The following is a 16889-nucleotide window of genomic DNA, read 5'->3' as shown; positions in this document are numbered from 1 at the left end:
CCTTTTTAGTTGGAACTGACCGGCCGGTGCCGGGTTCCTTTTTACTCCTTCAGCAGGGGATGCGTCTCAACCACGGTTCCGTCGGTGACAGTCAGGAAGTAGGCGCCTGCGGGCAGGCCGGCCACCGGAATAGCGACCGGGGCTCCGCCGGGCTGTGCCACCTCTAGCTGCCGCAGCTTGCGTCCGTCGGCCCCGAACAGGGTGATGCTAACCCGGGCCGGCGCGGCCGTAAAGGTCAGGTAAACCTGGTCGCGGGCCGGGTTGGGATATAGCGAAGCCAGCAGGTTGCCCTTGCCGGTGGTCCGCACCGTCACGATGTTGCTATAGGCAACGGTGCCGTCGAAATCCTTTTGCTGCAGGCGGTAGTAGTACAACTGCCCGGGCAGGACGCCGGGGTCCGTAAACTGATAGCGGCTCAGCTGGGAGGTCGTGCCCTTGCCGGTTACAAAGCCTACCGGTTCGAAGCGGCTGCCGTCGCGGCTGCGCTCTACGCGGAAACCTTCGTTGTTCAGCTCGGTGTACGTTTCCCAGGTCAGCAGCGCCTCGGAGCTGCGCAGCGTGACTGCCAGCTTACCCAGCGTGACGGGCAGCACGGTGCTGCCGTCTGACAAGGTAAACTGGCCGAAGCCCGTCACCGGTGCCGTGTAGGTGTACACGCCGCTGGTGCTGTTATAGCTGACGGAGCTTGGCGTAATCAGGCGGGCGACGCCCGGCCCGACGGTAGAGCTGAGGTCGGTGCCATCGGCCACCTGCAGCACTTTCAGCGCCGTCTTATCCGCAAAGCCTGTCAGCTCCGCGGCGGTGTAGTAGAAGGTCGCGTCGTAGGTGGCGGTACTGCCCCCGCTACCCGGCAACAGGCGGATTACCTTCTGGGCCCGCTTGAACGTGCCGCGCGGGGTAACCAGATCAGCCTGTCCGTTGCCTGCCTGCGTTACCGACGCGGTCAGGCAGCCTACGCCCTGGTTCAGGCTGCCGAACCGGCCCAGCAGCAGGTCGTTGCTCTTCAGGTATATGTCGCCGGTATTGGCGGCCGTGGGAAGGGCGGCCGACTGCCCCACCTGGGTGGCTACAGCGACACCCTTGCGGCGACCCGTTACCACCACATCGTCGATCAGCAGCGGCACGCCGAGGGTGGCAGTATTGTCGTTAAACCAGACGAAGCTGGGACGGAAGCTCGTATTGGCCCCCAGGACGGCGCTCAGGTCCAGGTTACTGACCGTTACCATGGCGCTGCCGCTGCCATGGTAAGCGTAGGGGTTCAGGCGGTCGGGTCCCAGGTAGAAGACGGAACCGCCGATAATTACGCCTACCCGGCCGTAGTCATATATGGCCGGTCCATCGGGTGGGCCGGCGTAGTACTCGCCTTCCACCTTGTACGTAAAGCTGAGCTTGACGTCGGTATAGTCGGTCACGTTGAGGGTGGGACCGGCCAGAACCCTGGCAGCCGTTGCGGTGGTGGTATAGGTGTAGGGCTTGGTGTTGGTACTATTGGTGATGTAGGCTGCATTGCCCGTCACGCCGATACCACCATAGGGGCCCACCGTCCAGACGTTCGTGCCCACGTCGGCGCTGAATCTGAGTTGGGTCCAGCCAGTAGGAAATGTCAGTGCCGCGTCGAAGTTTTCCGACAGCAGTATATCCGTCGTAATGGCGGTAGTGCCGATGGGCGAGGGAGCCGCGTCGTTGTCCGCAATCGTGATGGTGTGCGTCGGGTTGTTGAGTCCTGTCGTGGCGGTGCCGCCGTTGGCCGCTACCACCAGGCCGAGCACGATGGTCTCACTGCCTTCGGTCAGCATATCGTCAACTACTGACACGGTCACGCTCTGCGTGCCGGTCTGGCCCGCGGCGAAGGTGAGCGAAGTCGGCGAAATCGTGTAATCCTGGCTCTGGGTGCCAGTTCCGCTTAAATTGAAGGTTACCGTGGTAGCCGCGGCAGAAGGAGCCGACAGCTTCACGCTCGCCGTGGCCGTCCGCGTGGCAGAGCAGCCGCTGCCGAGCGTGGCCGCTTCCGAAATGCTGTTCTGGCCCAGGGCAAACTCCACCGTGGGACTGCACGCGGCCGATTCGCCCACGCCCACGCCAAACCAGGCGTTCGTTACCTGCTGCACTTCGTTGGAGCAGGCTCCGAACAGCGTCTGGGCGGCGTTAATCGAAGCCGTGCGGGCCGCCGCGTAGTCGGAGTTGGAAGTCAGGCTCAGCTCCGTGAGGTAGGCAATGCGCTGCGTTTTCGCAAAGCCCAGGCCCGTTACGTTAAAGGTATTGCCTTTGTCGTTGGTACCGGATTCGCCCTGGGTAATCAGGTAAAACCACTTGTTCAGCACCCCACTGTTGTAGTGCACGCCGCAGTTGTCGTTGCTGCTGCTGGGATAGGGGCAGCCGGGCAGGGTAGTAGTACGCCAGAAATCGCCCTCGTAGGTATCGGGGTTGCTGGCCAGGTTGGGGTTCTGCATGCTGCGCAGAAAGCCGCCGGCCGTGGCTGAAATTTCTTCTCCGATCAGGAAATAGCTCTTGTTCAGGCCCGAGTAGTTTTCCGCGCAGGCCGCCCAGATGTCGCTGAAGCCTTCGTTAAGCCCCCCCGATTCACGGGCATACACCAGTCCGGCCGTCGCCTGGCAGACGCCATGGCCCATCTCGTGGGCGACGATATCCAGGGAAGTCAGCGGCTTGAAGCCGTTGACATTGCCGGTTCCCAGGTAGCTGCCGTCGCCGTAGTACATGGCCGAGCCCGACCAGAAGGCGTTGTCGTAGTTCTGGTTGACGTGCACGAAGCTCTTCATCTCCCCGCCGGCGTTGTTCCAGCTGCTGCGGTTGTGGATGAGCTTCCAGTAGTCACTGACCAGCTCAGTGCCAAACTGTACGTCCAGCGCGGCGTTGTCCCAGGTGGCGTTATTGAATTCGGCGCTGGTCCAGTTGTTATCGGTATCGAGGAAATCCACCGCGGCTGCGTCAGCGGTGGTTGAGCGGGTCGCCTGCCGGTAATTCAGGGTGGTGATGGTATGCCCGTTGCGGGTTTCGCGCAGCCGGTGGGTCGAGTTGGAGTTGTCGGTGGTGATGTTGACCCGCCCGGAATAGCGTGAGTCGGCCGCGCCGGCCGCGTTGGCATGCTTGATGATGGCGTCCAGCAACAGAATCTGCCCGCTGGCCGCATCCACGTACACGTAGTTGCGCGAGAGCGGCTCGTCGGCGTACACATCAAACTTCCAGGCCAGGCGCATGCCGCCCTGCTTGTGCAGGATGTCTTCTACGATAACCAGCTCGCCCTGGGGCCGCTGGAACTCCGGGTTGCTGCCGGTGTAGCCCTGCCACACGTAGCGCCGCGCCCCGATGTGGTTCATGGCCTGTTGCAGCGCCGCGCCTTCGCTGAGGCTGACCGTAGTAGACAGGTTGCCGATAGAGTAGAACTCCAGCTGCATGCTGGCCACCTGTCCGCCGGCGGCGATGATGCGGGCCCCGCCATGTTCCACCTTATAGCCCTGGTAGTACTGCTGTACTTTCTGCACCGTTACGGCAGCCCCGGCGTCCGTAGTGGCACCTGCTCGCAGCTGGTCGGTGCCGGGGCGGAGCCCGAGCTGCTGGCTAAGCCAGCCTACGGCATTATCAGCGTGCAGCGTGCGGGAGTCGAAGCTGATGGCTGCCTGGGCGGGCATGCGGGCATTGAGCTCTACCCGGGCCCCGGCCGTCTGGTTGGGAGCCTGGCGCAGACTTTCCTGCAGGCGCGCCAGCGAAGGTTGGGAGGCCCGGCTGGCCGTTTGCTGGGCCAGCAGCCCAGGACTTGCCCCCAGCAGTAGAATGAGTGTGGCGTAAACGTGTTTTTTCATATCGCGCGGTAAAATGACAGAGCACCTCCGGTATAGCCAGCTCTTCTACTGCGCTTTTAGTAGCGAGTAATCAGATAGAGTTGGCGAGCAGAAAGGGGGCGGGCAGACTTATCAGCTTCCTAAAAGTAGGAATAATCAGTCACTAATCGATTAATTTTTAGCTAAATACTATAAATACGAAAGACGTTCCTTGGAATAGTATAATTGAAATTAGATATGCATAGGTTACTGTTCGGCAGTAGCGGCATTTCGTTTAGTCAGAGTGTGGTGCCTTGGCCACATCCATTCGGCCCCAAGCAGGTCATCTCACTATTCCTCAGGGGAAACCCGGACGGGATAAGGCAGAGTTAAAATGAGATGCTGAGCTCCACGGGCAGCTCGGACAGTCGGCCGTTGGCAATACCGGGCTGCCAGGCCGGCCCGCTGCACAACCGCTCCATGGCTTCAGCGTCGTAGTCGGGGCGCAGACTCTTTATCACCTGAATGTTGCGCAGAGCGCCGGTTTCCGTAACGGTAAACCGCAGCTTTACCGACCCCATCAGCGGGGGCAGGTGAGAGTCGGACAAGTCAACCGCGGGGAGCCGGCGCAGGTGTTCCCGCAGGGCCTTGTAGCCCCCGGCCGGGAGCGGGGGCACTGACGGTGCCGCCGGCATCTGGTCCCGCTTCACTAGGGCCGGGCTTTCTTCCGATGTGGCTTTGGCCTTGCGAGCCAGGGGGGCCGGCGGTGCCCCCGCCGGAGCCGACGCGGTAGGGGCCGGGGTGGCGGGGGGAGCATCTGCCAGGGCGTCCGGGTTGATACTTGCCGGCTCCGTATTCTCACTTACTGCTTGGGCTGACGTGCTGGCTGCCAGTTCAGCCTCGGGAGCCGGAACCATCTGCGGACTGACCGCGCGCGGCCGTCGGGCCGGGCGCGCGCGCTGGTACGCAACGACTTTATCGGCAACGGTCGGCAGGGCCGGCTTGGCTGTGTCCGGCACGGCACCTGCTTCAGTTGGTGCCGCATCAGGTGGTGCCGGGGCCGTTTCGGTTGCCGGAGCTGGAGGGGCGCTCCGAGAAACCTGAACTGCTACCCGGTCCTGTTCCGCCGGAGTATGCAAAAGCCAGAATCCCCCGCCCAGCAATAACAGGAGCGCTACTACGGCCGCCATCGGCTGCCAGGCCAGCCCGGTCGGCTTTTTGGAGCCGGCGGCTATCCGGGCGTGGAGACGGTCCTGCAACTGCGACAGCGCCAGGTCGGTAGCCGCCGCACTGCTGACGGTCAGCCCTTCGAGCACGTCGGCGCAGCGGGAGCACCCGAGGGTATGCGCCTCCACCCGATGTTGCTCAGCCGGGGGCAGCACCCCGGCCACGTACTGCCGCAGCAGGTCCACCGGCAGATGGGCCGGGGCGGCAGAAGCGGAAGGTTGGCTAGTGGAGGGCATCGGGGGAGGTAAGGTGGCGGCGCAGGTTGCGCTTACCGTTTTGCAGGTGACTTTTGACCAGGTTAACGTCGAAGCCGGTGGCCTCGGCAATGTCGCGGTAGCATTTCTTCTCAAGGTAAAACAGCTCCAGACAGCGCCGCTGGCCGTCGGGAAGCTCGGTGAGAGCCTGCTCCAGGGCCTGCAGCTGGTCTTCCAGCGGGGCTCCGTCGTCGGCTTCGGGCTGATGATGCGCCCCACCGGCAGATTCCACATCGGCGGCATCCGGAAATTGCAGGAGCAGGGGCCCGCTGTCGGGCCCGGCCCGGGCGCGGCTGCGCAGCTGCATCAGGCAGTGGTTGCGGGCCGTAGCGTACAGCCAGGCGCCGAAGTTGCCGACTTCATGGCGGCGCAGCGTTTCAACCAGCTTCTCGAAAAGCTGCATCACTGCGTCCTGGGCGTCTTCATCCGGGCGCAGGTAGCGGCGGCACACGGCAAACACTTCCGTCATGTGCCGCTCGTAGAGCACGCCCAGATCCGCCACGTCGCCCTGTTCGCGGTAGCGCGTCAGCAGCTCCTCATCGGAGAGCTCGGCGGGCAACTTAGGACGGCGGCGAAAAAACATAGCGGCAGCAGGGCGAAGTCGAAATGTACGAATTTGACGCCGGCCCTGCAGGCTTCCACCCCGTTACTGGCGCACGACGCGGCACTGGGCCGACGGCTGCCCGGGCGTGCTCATCCGCACCAGATACAGGCCGGCGGGCTGGGCCGTCAGGTCCAGCTGGGCTTCGGTGGCAGCACCGGTAAGCGGCTGGCGCAGTACTTCGCGGCCCACGGCATCGGTTACGAGCAGCTCGGTGGCTCCGGCGGGGCGCAGGACCGTGAAGCGCCCGGAGGCAGAAGGGTTGGGATACGCTTGGAGCAGTGCCGGGGCCGCCGCCGGCCGCGTACCCGTCACCAGAAAGGATACATCGGCCCGCCATAGGTCGCCCAGCGTAGCTGAGCCGGCCGAGGCCGTATTGCCGCCCCAGACATAAAGCTGGTTGCCGGCAGCGGCTATGGCTGCCGCGGCGTTGCGCCGCGGCGGCAGGTTGGAAGAGAAGGTACGCAGCTGTGCGGTACGGGTGTTATAGGCCGCCAGGAAGCTTTGGTTGGTAAAGTCCCCCACGAGCCAGATCCACTCACCCTGCACGGCTACGGCCTGGTTGGATACCGTGGTCGGCAGGTTGCCTAAGGCCGTCCACTGGTTGGTGGCAATGTCGTAGACATCGATGCGGCTGGAGTTTACCACACCGTTGTAGCCACCAAACGTATAGATTTTGCCATTGACGGCGGCGCCAAACGTCTGCTTGGCTTCAGGCATGGGCGCCAAGTTGGTCCACGTATTGGTAGCCCGGTTGTAGGAGCGCAGGCTATTGGAAAATGCAGTACCCACCGAGCCGCCGTAGCAATACAGCAACCCGTTCCACACCGCCGAACCGGCCGAGGCGGTGGGGCTTGGGTTGGCAAAGCTTGGTCCCGAAGAGCCACCCTGCATCAGCACGGTCTCCACCACCGGCGTCACGCCATTGGCCGTGGTGGTGGCCCCGTTCAGAACATAAATTACGTTGGGCTCTACTACAGCGGCAGTGGTGAAGCGTTGGGGGGTAGGGGCCCCCAAACCCACATCCCAGCGGTTTTGCTGGAGGTCGAACCGAAAGACGTCCGCAGTCAAGGGTCCGAATGTTGTGCCGCCTCCAATGCTGTAAAGCCCCGATTGGTAAATGCAATAGCCCATCCCGTAGTGGGGTGAGGGCATCGGGGGCAGCGACGTGAACGTGAGGGTAGACTGCGCGCGGACCGGCAGCCAACTCAGGCAGGCAAATGCAAGCAAAGGAACCGAGAGTAGAAGTTTGCGCATGATAACGAGGACAGTAGGTGGAATCTGAGGAAAAGTAGCGAGTTCCGCCGAGCATACCTATCGGGTTTGTAAGTGGTAGTCCGGGCTTTTGAATGGGCAAAATTAATTTAGCTGGCCGTGTGGAATTCATTTTTCTGCGGCATCAGTCAGGCAGACCGTCACACCAAACGCCCTGCCGCCATGAAAAACTACCTGCTTTCCGCGTTCCTGCTTTTCTCTGCATTTCTGGCCCCCGAGCCGGCAACGGCCCAGTCGCCCGCCGCAGTGCGGCCAGTTCTTACTCCGCTGCCGGATACCATGACGGTACGCGGCCGCGTTACCGACCTGACTACCGGCCAGGGTCTGCCCGGCGTCACGGTACTGGTGAAGGGAACCAGCATCGGCACCTCAAGCAACCAAAACGGGGAATATCGGGTCCTCCTACCAAAGGGAGCTACTACTCTCGTCTTTAACAGTATCGGCTACATCACGGTGGAGCGGTCCGCTCAGCGCCGGGTAGATGTAGTCATGTCGGCCGACACGAAGCAGCTGAGCGAGGTAGTGGTGACGGGAGCTCCTTCCCGCATCATGATCCGGGGACTGAGCACCCTGGCCGGTAAAGTACCCGGCGTAGCTATTGGTCAGTCGGCGGGGAGGCCGCGGCGTGGAAAACGGAAGCAGGGGTCTGTTGCAGCAGATGCTTACTACGATGCCGCGCTTCCCCGCCCTGCGCCGGGCCAGGGCGAGTCCTACGAGCACCTCAAGGAAAACGGCTTTTCCGACGCCCGCCGCAATCCGCTCAGCACGTTCTCCATCGATGTGGACGCGGCCAGCTACTCCAACGTGCGCCGCTTTCTGCAGCAGGGCCAGCGCCCCCCGGCCGATGCCGTGCGGGTAGAGGAGATGATCAACTACTTCAGCTATAGCTTTCCCCAGCCCACCGGTCCCGACCCGTTTTCGGTGCATACCGAGCTCACCGTGTGCCCCTGGGATACCCGCCACCAGCTGGTGCAGATAGCCCTGCAGGGCAAGCGCATCGAAACAACCCAGCTGCCCCCGGCCAACCTGGTTTTCCTGGTCGACGTGTCGGGCTCGATGAGCGGCGACGACCGGCTGGGCCTCGTGCAGGCCGGGCTGCGCCTGCTGGTGCGGGAGCTGCGACCCCAGGATAAAGTGGCCCTGGTGGTGTATGCCGGCGCGGCCGGGCTGGTTTTGCCGGCTACGGCGGGCTCCGAGAAAAGCCGGATCCTCAACGCCATCGACAACCTGCAGGCCGGGGGCTCCACGGCCGGGGGCGAAGGGCTGCGGCTGGCGTACCGGGTGGCCCGGGAGCAGTTTCAGAAAGAGGGCAACAACCGCGTCATCCTGGCTACCGACGGCGACTTCAACGTGGGCGAAAGCAGCGACGACGCCATGGAGCACCTCATCACCGAAGAGCGGGAGTCGGGGGTGTTTCTGACCGTGCTCGGCGTTGGGCAGGGCAACTATCGGGACAGCAAGATGGAGCGCCTGGCCGATAAGGGCAACGGCAACTATGCCTACCTCGACAACCTCGACGAGGCCCGGCGGGTGCTGGTCCGGCAGTTTGGCGGCACGCTGTTCACCATTGCCAAGGATGTGAAGCTGCAGGTGGAGTTCAACCCCGCCCGGGTGCAGCAGTACCGCCTCGTGGGCTACGAAAACCGCGCCCTGGAAGCCGAGGACTTCAACAACGACCGCAAAGACGCCGGGGAGCTGGGCGCCGGCCACACCGTGACGGCCCTCTACGAAATTGTGCCCGTGGGCGCCCCAGCCGTGGTCGACCCGCTGAAGTACCAGACGAATGCCGCTCCGCCGGCAGCGGCTTCCTCCACCGACCTGCTCACCGTGAAGCTGCGCTACAAGGAGCCCCAGGGTTTGAAAAGCAAGCTGATGGAGCAAAGCCTGGTCGATAAGGCAGTACCGCTCGCCCAGGCTTCCGAGAACCTGCGCTTCGCCGCGGCCGTGGCCCAGTTCGGGATGCTGCTTCGCGGCTCCGACCACCGTGGCTCGGCCACCTACGAGGCTACCGCCCGGCTGGCCGAAGGCGCCCGGGGCACTGATTCCGAAGGCTACCGCGCCGAGCTGATTCGCCTCATCCGGCTGGCTGAAAACCTGAGCCCCACTGCCGCCGGCTATGGTGCCCGCTAGGTCCCGGTGCCGGTATTCACGCCCATCATAAAGCTATTCTCATGCGCAAAGCCCCTTTTTCCCTTCAGATACCCAGTCCCTGCGCCGAGCGGTGGGACCAGATGACGCCCCAGGCCAGCGGCCGGCACTGCGCCAGCTGCCGGCAGGTGGTAGTCGACTTCACCCGGAAAACCGATGCCGAAATCCTGACGCTGCTGACGGCTGCCGCTGGCCGCACCTGCGGGCGTTTCCGAGACGATCAGCTCAACCGGCCCCTGCACTACCCGGCCCCGGCTCCGGCATCCCGGTGGCGGGCCACGCTGCTGGCCGCCGTCACGGTGCTGGGCCTGCATACCCTGCTCGGTTCCGAAGCCCGCGGGCAAAGCGTGCTGACTGCCAAAGGCAAAGCCTGGGCCTCCGAGCCGGAATTCAGACTGCGGCCGGCTGCGAAAGTGGTTCCGGCAGCCCCAGGGGCCGACGGTGTCGTTCGGGGAAGGGTCGTAGACCGGCAGACGGGAGAAGGGCTACCGGGCGTAACGGTGCTGCTGAAAGGCACTGTCAACGGCACCTCCGCCGACGCGAACGGCAACTTTGAGCTGGCCGTGGGACCAGCTGAGCGACAGTTACCCCTAGTTGTCAGCTACATTGGCTATGAGCAGCAGGAGGTAGTGCAACCGGTCGGGGCGCAGGTGCTTGAGGTAGCGCTGCAACCGGACGTGCGCCAGTTAGGCGGGGCGGTGGTGATAGTTACCGAGTACCTGCCGCCCCTCTACACCCCGCGCGGCCTCGTGAGCCGGGTACGAAGCCTGCCGTGGCGGGTACGGCAGCTGCTGAGCCGGGAGAACTAGTCGCTACCGGTACCAAACGTTTATTCCAAAGAGCCTCTATAAGAGTAAGGGCCGAAAAAATAAAAAATCGACTCCTGATACCACCCTCAGCCGTCCGACGGAGTCTTATGGCAGAGGAGCCGGGCTTCTGTGGGTACAGGTGGCAGCAGGTTCCGACCGGGCCTGCGCAGGCCGGCAGCAACTAAATCACAGAGTATAATTTCCTTTAAAAACCGCAGGCCGGGGCAGCCGGGGAGGGGTTTCGAAAGGCTTTGCAGCTCAGTACGATGCTTTGTAAAAAGGCCAGCCAGGGGTGGTTGTCTCGTCCAGAAGCAAAGCCTCCCGGCCTGCGGCTAAGGAAGCTCATAGCCGGACAGCCGGCCCGAGCCGGTGAGTCCTTCTATCTTGCGGTATGCTCTTCTATACCGTCTTCAAACCCATTGTGCAGGTGGCCCTGCGCGTGTTCTTCCGACGACTGGAGGTGCGCCATCCTGAGCGTCTGCAGGTGCCGGGCCCGCTGCTCATCGTAGGCAACCACCCCAACACCCTGATGGACCCGCTCGTCGTGGCCATCAACCGCCGCGACCCGATTGCCTTTCTGGCCAAAAGCACGTTTTTCGAAAACCCCATTCTCCGCACCATTCTCACTTCCGGCAATTCCCTGCCCATTTACCGCCGCCAGGATGCCGAAAGCGGGGCCGGCAAGGTCAGTGCCGCGGAGCTGGCTCAGCGCAACGAGGACGTGTTCGGGAAGTGCTACGACTACCTGGACCGGCGCGGCACCATCATGATCTTTCCCGAGGGGACCAGCATTTCGGAGCGCCGGCTCCGGCCGCTCAAAACCGGGGCGGCCCGCATTGCCCTGGGCACCGAGGCCCGCCACGACTTCGCGCTGGGCTTGCACGTGCTGCCGGTGGGCATCAACTACTTCGACCCCACCCGCTTCCGCTCCGACGTGTTCATAAACGTGGGTCCGCCCATTGCCGTGGCCGCCTACGCCGAGCAGTACCGGCAGGACCCGCTGGCCGCCGCCGACGCGCTGACCGAGGAAATCCGCATCCGCCTGGAGAGGCGCCTGATCATCACCCGCGACGCGGCCGAGGACGAGCTGGTGCAGCAGGTGGAGCGCACCTTTGGCGAGTATCTGGTGCCCGACGACGAGGAAACGCTCTACGACAACTTTCAACTCAGCCGCACCCTGCTCGAAGCTGTGCCGTTCTTTGAGCAGCACGACCCCGGCCGCCTCACCGAAGTCCGGACCCGGCTCAACAACTACCTCGGGGAGCTGCGCCGCCTACGCCTTTCTGACGAAGCCCTGGAGTCGAACCGGACCGGCTCCCGGGTAGTCCGGGGGCTGACGACGGCGCTGAAGCTGGCGGTAGGCTTTCCGGTGTACGTGTACGGTGTTGTCAACAACTACCTGCCCTACATTCTGCCTTCGGTGGTAGCCAAGCGGGCCACCAAGGACGTGGAGTTCGTGGCACCCATCATGCTGGTGACCGGTATGCTCACCTTCACCATTGGCTACGCGGTGCAGATTGCGCTGGTCCAGTACTTTTTCCACGACTGGCGCCTCACGCTGGCGTATGGTATAAGCCTGCCGCTGACCGGCTTCTACGCCCTGCGCTACTGGAATGCGCTGGAGCGGCGGCTGCGGCGGCTGCGGGTGCTGCGGCTGTTCCGCCGCCAGCCCGAGGTGATCGAAGCACTGCTCCGGCAGCGCACCGTCATCATGCGCATGCTCGCTGACGCCCGCACGGCCTATCTGGCCACCCACTCCAAGTAAAAAGCGGCACGGCCCCCGAAAAGCCGCGCCGCCTGGCTGACGCAGAATTCGAACACCTGGGCCCGCGCTAAAAGTCGGCCTTCAGGCCCAGGGCCAGGGTCAGAATATCACCTATGCCGAGCCCCCGGCGGTTGCCGTAGTAGCTGAGCAGGTACAGGTCGTTACTGCCCAGCTCGTAGTAAGCCGACACATTCCGGGGCCGCCCCGTAGCCCCCGTGCCCCGCAGATAGGTGAGCCGGCTGCCCGCCAGGAAGCCTACCCGGGTATCGCTCGAAAACCAGTAGTAGTCTTTGGTGTACTGTCCCCGCTCCTCATCGTTGATGGTGCCGTGGGTGTAGCTCAGGTAAGGCCCCACCGTGAGCGGGTGGAGGCGCAGCTTCTCGCCCAGGGGCAGGGCGAAGGGCGTGTACATAAACTTAGCCGTGGCAATCGACAGCGTGGAGCCGGCGTAGCGCTTGGGCACGTAGCCCACCAGAATATCCGTTTCCAGCTTGTCTTTGGCAAAGGAGTAGCCGACGCCGCCCGCAACCATGCCCACGCCGCCGGCGGTTTGCAGGATCAGGTGGCGGGGCCGGTACCAGGGCGTTTCCATTGCCCCTTCCGAAGCAGCAGACGTGGTAGATTGGGCAGCCGATGCGAGCGGCAGGGCGGCCAGGGCCAGTAAAAGTAAGGTGCGGCTCATCAGAAAGTTACTTTTTGCAGCCGGAACTGCTTGTCTCCCCACACCGTGAGAATCACGTACTGCCGGGTATCGAAAGCGGAAGAATTGATGTAGGTGACGTCATCGCCAAAGGGCTGGCCGATGCTGAAGGAGTGGCGGTGGCCGTTGAGCTCGAACACGAGGCGCGGAGCTTCCCGCAGCGTCACGATGTAGGGCTCCCGCAAGGCCGGGTCGAAGTCCTCATCCTGGGGGGGCACGTGGGAAACCACAATCTGCCGGGGCGTGCTGGCGTCGGCCAGCTGCTGCTGCACCCAGGGTATGTCGGGCACTTTCCCGTTGAAGTTGTACTCCCGGCCGTTGGTATCGGTCATGATGAACTTGGTGCCCCCATACACAAACGAGTAGTTGAGCGCCCCGAAGATGTGCTGGTAGGCTTCGCGCCCGTTGCCTACCTGGTCGTGGTTGCCGATGACGGTGAGGTAAGGTACGTTCAGCTTCCGCAGCTTGTCGTCCACCCAGCGCATCTCCCGGCCCATTCCGAAGTCGGAAATGTCGCCGGCCACGATAACGAAGTTGATGCCCCGCTGCTGGTTGACGCTCTCGACCAGCCCCTCGGCCGCGTCGTAAAACCGCTGGGAGTCACCGGTAAAGACAAACCGCAGGGTATCACCGGCCGGGACCGGGCTAGCCATCAGGCGCTCCAGGTTTTTGCGGGTCAGGTCCGTCTGATCTTTGGGGGAGCGGTAGTCGTTGGGGCTGAACTCCAGCATCTCGCAGCCGCCCAGCAGCAGCGCCGCGGTGCTGGCCAGCAGAGAAAGCCGGGTTCGGGAAAGTAAGGGGTGTAGCATAGCGTCAACACAAAAACAGCTGTCTTTCAGGCACCCGCGTCAGGTGCCAACGGCCGTTTATACTGCCAGAACTATACTGTGGTTGTGTCACGAACCCGGACCCCACCACGACCGAACAGTATTGCCCGACGAACAGCCGCCCCAACCCGACGGACCCGTAAAATCCTTCGGTGAAGAATAATGCTGCCAGCACTTCGGCAGCCGCTGCTATTCGTCAAGATACTGATGCACAAACTTGATGGCCATGGAGCCCTCGCCTACTGCCGAAGCCACCCGGGCCATAGCCCCAGCCCGACTGTCGCCGGCCGCAAAGACGCCGGGCAGGCACGTTTCGAGCAGAAACGGCTCCCGCTTACGCTGCCACAAAGCCGCAAACCGGGCATCCGGCAGCAGGTCGCGGCCAGTGAGCACGAAGCCTTTCGCGTCGCAGAGCACCGAGCTGTGGACCCACTCGGTGCTCGGCTTGGCGCCGATAAATACGAACAGCGCCCGGGCCGACCGCACCTCTTCCTGCCCGCTCACGCTGAGCACCACTTCTTCCAGGTGCTGCTCGCCCCGCACGGCGGTTACCTGACTGAAGGGCAGCAGCTCGATGTTGGGCGTAGTGCGGATCTGCTCGATCAGGTAGGCCGACATCGACGCCGCCAGCGACTCGCCCCGGATCAGGATAACGACCCGGCGGGCGTAGGTGGCCAGGTACATGGCGGCCTGCCCCGCCGAGTTGCCCCCGCCCACGATGTACACGTCCTGCTGGTCGCAGGAGCGGGCTTCGGTGCGGGCCGCGCCGTAGTACACGCCCGCCCCCGTCAGCTGGTCGATGCCCGGCACGTCGAGGGTGCGGTAGCTTACGCCCATCGTCAAAACCACGGCTTTGGTGCGTACTTCGGTGCCGTCGGCCATGGTCAGCACTTTGTAGCCGTCCTGCACGCACAGGTTCGTTACCTCCTGGGGCGCTACAAATTCGGCTCCCAGGCGGATGGCCTGGGTCCAGGCGCGGTGGGCCAGCTCAGCCCCGCTCAGGCCGGTCGGGAAGCCCAGGTAGTTTTCGATGCGGGAGCTGGTGCCCGCCTGTCCGCCCGGCGACTGACGCTCCACCACCAGGGTTTTCAGTCCTTCGGAAGCGCCGTACACCGCCGCGGCCAGCCCCGAGGGCCCGGCTCCGATAACCACCACGTCGTACAGCTCCTGCGTAGCCGTCAGGGGCAGACCAATATGGCGGGCCAGCAGGGTTTTGTCGGGCTTGGCCAGAATGCTGCCGTCGGCGCAGATAACCAGGGGCAGGTCGGCAGGCTGGTAGCCTTTCGAGGCCAGCAGGGGCGCCGCCGCCGGGTTGCTCTCAAAATCAAACCACTGGTAGCCGACGAGGTAGCCGCTTAGGAAGTCCTTGAGCTCGTGCGAAAGCGGGGACCATTGAAAGCCGATCAGGCGCAGGCCGTCAAACTGGGGCTGGTACTGGGCCTGCCAGGCGGCCAGCAGATCGTGGAGCGTGGGGTAGAGCAGCGTTTCCGGCGGGTCCCAGGGCTTCATCAGGTAGTGGTCGAGCCGGGCGTTGTTGATGGCGCGAATGGCGGCTTCCGTGTCGGCGTAGGCCGTCAGCAGCACCCGCTTGGCATCCGGAAACAGGCTGCGGGCCTGCTCGAGCAGCTCCACGCCTTCCATGCCGGGCATGCGCTGGTCGGCCAGGATCAAAGCCAGGGGCTCCTCCCGGGTTTTCAGTTCGTGCAGGGTGCTGAGCGCCTGCTCGCCCGAGCTGGCCCGCAGTACGCGGTAGTCGCGCCGGAACTCGGTCCGCAGGTCCCGGTCAATGGCATTCAGCACCTGGGGGTCGTCGTCAACGACTAAGAGGATCGGCTTTTTCATTACTTATATTAGTGATTCGGTGATAGTGCCTGATTGTCGTTTGCTGATTGTTAGGCCAATGTCATTCTTCGTCTGGCGTCCGGCGTAGCCGAAGGACCTTATCAGGCCAGAACGGGTCGTTGTTACGATGGTCGTTCGGCTGCAAGTCGTTCTGCGGTGCGAAAGTCCTTGACTACGTCGACCTTCGGTTCGCAAGCTCAGGATGACAACAACCACCAATCAGCAATCAGCCATCAATTACTCACCGGCAGCCACACGCTGAAGGCCGTCTGGCCGGGCTCGGAGCGCACCTGCAGGCGGCCGTTGTGGCTGCGGACGATGCGCTGGGCAATATCGAGGCCCAGTCCCGAGCCGGAGCCGGCCGGCTTGGTGGTGAAAAACGGCTCGAAGATATGCGGCAGCACGTCGGCCGGAATACCCGGGCCGTTGTCCTGGATCGTGATGCACACGAAGTCGCCCTGGTGGCGGGTTCGCAGCACCAGCTCCCCACCCGAAGATAAAGCGTCCACGGCGTTGTCGAGCAGGTTGGTCCACACCTGGTTGAGGCTGCTCACCTGCCCGGGCACTTTGGGCAGATCAGGGCCGAAATCACGCACCACCTGAATGTTCTTTTGCCGCAGGGCATAGCCCAGGATGTTCAGGGTGCTGTCGAGTCCGGCGTGGACGTCGAGCAGCTCCAGGCCGGCGGCGCGGTCCATGTGCGAGTAGGTTTTCACGTTGCCCACCAGCGTGCTGATACGGGTGCTGGCTTCCTGCACGTCGAGCAGCAGTCGGCCCGTCGTCAGCTGCGCTTCAAGCCAGGCTACGGCGGCCGGCCGCGCCGATTTGGGCAGCTCGGTCAGCACCGGAGCCAGGGCATCGGTGGTCAGGCCGGCGGCCAGCAGGCCGGTCGCGTACTGGTAGCCTCCGCTCACGCCCTGGATTTCGAGCCAGTCGGCCAGCTCGTCTTCCTGGTCGGCCTGCTCCAGGCTCGACAGCACGGATGCTACCGGTGAGCTGGTCTGGGCCAGGCCCAGCAGCCGGGCCAGCACGGGCGGGTCGGGGCAGTGCTGCAGAAGCTCAATCAGGTGGGCAGGTTTGCCGGTCACCAGCTTCTGCAGCGACTCGGCGGCCCGGCTGATGGCGGCCGCGGGGTTGTTGAGCTCGTGGGCCAGACCGGCCGAAAGCTTGCCCAGGGCCCGGAGCTTGTCGTCGCGCTCCTGGGCCCGCACCTCGTCCCGTGCCCGGTCCGACATCACTCCCACCAGCCGCTGAATCAGCTCGGGACTTACCCGCTCCAGCTCGGCAAACTTGTCGCGGTGCAGCAGGTACAGCCGGGTTGGTCCCAGCGCCTCCCCGCTGTTGTTGGCCACGCGCAGCCGGGAGTAGGGCAGCACCCCGCTTACCTTGCCCGCTTCCACCCGAAACAGGGGCTCCCGGTTGCCCTTGTTCGCGCTGTAGAACTGTATTGCGCCGGCCAGCACGGCAAACAGGAACTCCGCCGGGTCGCCGGGCTGAATCATTACCTCGTGCGGAGCCAGGTCGCGGCACTCCCCGTGCTCGGTCAGCCAGGTGAGAGTTTCAGGCGGAAGCCCGGCAAACGTTTCGATGCCCGCCAGCTCGGCGGGTGGGCAGGGGGCAGACATGCGGAGGAGCTTAAGAAGGCAACCGGACAGTAGCCGAAGG

11 protein-coding genes are annotated in these 16889 nt (G+C 63.8%); 3 read left to right on the top strand and 8 right to left on the bottom strand.

Annotation, left to right across the window (positions count from 1 at the left end; translation table 11 throughout):
• Window positions 1–41: 41 nt before the first annotated feature.
• The 4 genes from LJY25_RS04570 to LJY25_RS04555 all read right to left on the bottom strand — a co-directional run bounded on the left by LJY25_RS04570 (window position 42) and on the right by LJY25_RS04555 (window position 7115).
• On the bottom strand, window positions 42–3818 hold the full coding sequence (locus tag LJY25_RS04570) for a M4 family metallopeptidase (RefSeq protein WP_227607059.1): 3777 nt from the start codon (window positions 3816–3818) through the stop codon (window positions 42–44).
• Window positions 3819–4165: 347 nt separating this feature from the next.
• Window positions 4166–5239, bottom strand: a complete 1074-nt coding sequence (locus LJY25_RS04565) for a zf-HC2 domain-containing protein (RefSeq protein ID WP_227607058.1) — start codon at window positions 5237–5239, stop codon at window positions 4166–4168.
• On the bottom strand, window positions 5226–5840 hold the full coding sequence (locus tag LJY25_RS04560) for an RNA polymerase sigma factor (RefSeq protein WP_227607057.1): 615 nt from the start codon (window positions 5838–5840) through the stop codon (window positions 5226–5228). Before LJY25_RS04560 ends, LJY25_RS04565 begins: the two co-directional genes overlap by 14 nt.
• Before the next feature lie 63 nt (window positions 5841–5903).
• A complete protein-coding gene (locus tag LJY25_RS04555) occupies window positions 5904–7115 on the bottom strand; it encodes a Kelch repeat-containing protein (RefSeq protein WP_227607056.1) in 1212 nt (403 codons plus the stop codon).
• A gap of 180 nt (window positions 7116–7295) precedes the next feature.
• On the opposite strand from LJY25_RS04555, the gene LJY25_RS04550 reads away from it, so the two are divergent.
• The 3 genes from LJY25_RS04550 to LJY25_RS04540 all read left to right on the top strand — a co-directional run bounded on the left by LJY25_RS04550 (window position 7296) and on the right by LJY25_RS04540 (window position 11855).
• Window positions 7296–9263 (top strand): YfbK domain-containing protein, encoded by a 1968-nt coding sequence (locus LJY25_RS04550; RefSeq protein ID WP_227607055.1) that lies wholly within the window; start codon window positions 7296–7298, stop codon window positions 9261–9263.
• A 41-nt stretch (window positions 9264–9304) separates the two neighbouring features.
• On the top strand, window positions 9305–10090 hold the full coding sequence (locus LJY25_RS04545) for a carboxypeptidase-like regulatory domain-containing protein (protein WP_227607054.1): 786 nt from the start codon (window positions 9305–9307) through the stop codon (window positions 10088–10090).
• Between the two features lie 391 nt (window positions 10091–10481).
• A complete protein-coding gene (locus LJY25_RS04540) occupies window positions 10482–11855 on the top strand; it encodes a lysophospholipid acyltransferase family protein (RefSeq protein ID WP_227607053.1) in 1374 nt (457 codons plus the stop codon).
• 67 nt (window positions 11856–11922) lie between these two features.
• On the opposite strand, the gene LJY25_RS04535 is transcribed toward LJY25_RS04540, so the two are convergent.
• From LJY25_RS04535 to LJY25_RS04520, 4 genes are all read right to left on the bottom strand, one after another.
• Complete coding sequence (locus LJY25_RS04535; protein WP_227607052.1) at window positions 11923–12537, bottom strand: hypothetical protein; 615 nt, start codon at window positions 12535–12537, stop codon at window positions 11923–11925.
• On the bottom strand, window positions 12537–13364 hold the full coding sequence (locus LJY25_RS04530) for a metallophosphoesterase family protein (RefSeq protein ID WP_227607051.1): 828 nt from the start codon (window positions 13362–13364) through the stop codon (window positions 12537–12539). Before LJY25_RS04530 ends, LJY25_RS04535 begins: the two co-directional genes overlap by 1 nt.
• A 207-nt stretch (window positions 13365–13571) precedes the next feature.
• Entirely contained in the window at window positions 13572–15224 is a 1653-nt protein-coding gene (locus LJY25_RS04525; protein ID WP_227607050.1) for an FAD-dependent oxidoreductase, read from the bottom strand.
• A gap of 233 nt (window positions 15225–15457) precedes the next feature.
• Complete coding sequence (locus tag LJY25_RS04520) at window positions 15458–16849, bottom strand: sensor histidine kinase (RefSeq protein ID WP_227607049.1); 1392 nt, start codon at window positions 16847–16849, stop codon at window positions 15458–15460.
• Between the last annotated feature and the right edge of the window lie 40 nt (window positions 16850–16889).

It is taken from the genome of Hymenobacter translucens (assembly GCF_020685205.1).
Lineage (GTDB): Bacteria > Bacteroidota > Bacteroidia > Cytophagales > Hymenobacteraceae > Hymenobacter > Hymenobacter translucens.
The sequence above is the reverse complement of the archived record's forward strand: the minus strand, read 5'-3'. Positions and strand labels throughout refer to the sequence as shown.

Bases quoted from the DNA above. Each gene is read 5' to 3' on its own strand.
- LJY25_RS04570 (WP_227607059.1), bottom strand. From the start codon at position 3,818: ATGAAAAAACACGTTTACGCCACACTCATTCTACTGCTGGGGGCAAGT.
- LJY25_RS04565 (WP_227607058.1), bottom strand. From the start codon at position 5,239: ATGCCCTCCACTAGCCAACCTTCCGCTTCTGCCGCCCCGGCCCATCTG.
- LJY25_RS04560 (WP_227607057.1), bottom strand. From the start codon at position 5,840: ATGTTTTTTCGCCGCCGTCCTAAGTTGCCCGCCGAGCTCTCCGATGAG.
- LJY25_RS04555 (WP_227607056.1), bottom strand. From the start codon at position 7,115: ATGCGCAAACTTCTACTCTCGGTTCCTTTGCTTGCATTTGCCTGCCTG.
- LJY25_RS04550 (WP_227607055.1), top strand. From the start codon at position 7,296: ATGAAAAACTACCTGCTTTCCGCGTTCCTGCTTTTCTCTGCATTTCTG.
- LJY25_RS04545 (WP_227607054.1), top strand. From the start codon at position 9,305: ATGCGCAAAGCCCCTTTTTCCCTTCAGATACCCAGTCCCTGCGCCGAG.
- LJY25_RS04540 (WP_227607053.1), top strand. From the start codon at position 10,482: ATGCTCTTCTATACCGTCTTCAAACCCATTGTGCAGGTGGCCCTGCGC.
- LJY25_RS04535 (WP_227607052.1), bottom strand. From the start codon at position 12,537: ATGAGCCGCACCTTACTTTTACTGGCCCTGGCCGCCCTGCCGCTCGCA.
- LJY25_RS04530 (WP_227607051.1), bottom strand. From the start codon at position 13,364: ATGCTACACCCCTTACTTTCCCGAACCCGGCTTTCTCTGCTGGCCAGC.
- LJY25_RS04525 (WP_227607050.1), bottom strand. From the start codon at position 15,224: ATGAAAAAGCCGATCCTCTTAGTCGTTGACGACGACCCCCAGGTGCTG.
- LJY25_RS04520 (WP_227607049.1), bottom strand. From the start codon at position 16,849: ATGTCTGCCCCCTGCCCACCCGCCGAGCTGGCGGGCATCGAAACGTTT.